Source organism: Mesorhizobium sp. M0001, from assembly GCF_040324255.1.
GTDB lineage: Bacteria > Pseudomonadota > Alphaproteobacteria > Rhizobiales > Rhizobiaceae > Mesorhizobium.
In genome coordinates this window covers 1-659 of record NZ_JAMYVS010000043.1, presented here as the reverse complement: position 1 = coordinate 659, position 659 = coordinate 1, and the positions used below count along the sequence as shown (strand labels likewise).

Genomic DNA, 659 nt, shown 5'->3' with positions numbered 1-659 from the left:
TGTCCGAACCGGATAGATAGGTAACAGAATGGACCGATAGCATGGGTGACAGTTTTCTTGTCCGCCGGAGGACCGGCGATGGTTTGGCGAGAGACTGGCATCATGGACGAGCGGCTACGGTTTGTTGTGGAGTGTCTTTCTGGGGATGAGACGATGGTTGCGCTTTGTGCGGCCTACGGGATCTCACGCAAGAACGGCTACAAATGGCTAGGACGCTATCGGACGTTTGGGCCTGAGGGTTTGCACGACCTGCCGCGAGCCCCGCTCAATCATGGCCGGGCGACAGCTCAGGATCTGGTTGAGCGGATTGTGGCGGCCAAGGAGCTGCATCCGCTTTGGGGTCCAAAGAAGATCGTGGCACGGCTCAGGCGCACGGCTCCCGAGTTCATGTGGCCTTCAGCCTCGACGGTCGGCGCGATCCTTGCGCGGCATGGGCTTGTCCGCGCCCGCAAGCGACCCCGCCTGCGGGCCTGCGGCAATGGACCCTGGCCACAGCCGCAAGAACCGAACGCGGTGTGGACTGGCGATCACAAGGGCTGGTTCCGGACCCGCGACGGCTGGCGTTGCGAACCCTTGACGGTGATGGATGCGTCGAGCCGCTATCTTCTGGCGCTCGAAGCGACGGGGTCGACGGCCGATAGCGAAGCCTGGCCGGTGTT

1 protein-coding gene is annotated in these 659 nt (G+C 63.0%); it reads left to right on the top strand.

Annotated elements, in window-relative coordinates; translation table 11 throughout:
- Window positions 1-78 precede the first annotated feature (78 nt).
- The coding region (locus tag NKK50_RS31270; RefSeq protein WP_352544381.1) for a helix-turn-helix domain-containing protein at window positions 79-659 on the top strand (581 nt) is incomplete at its 3' end.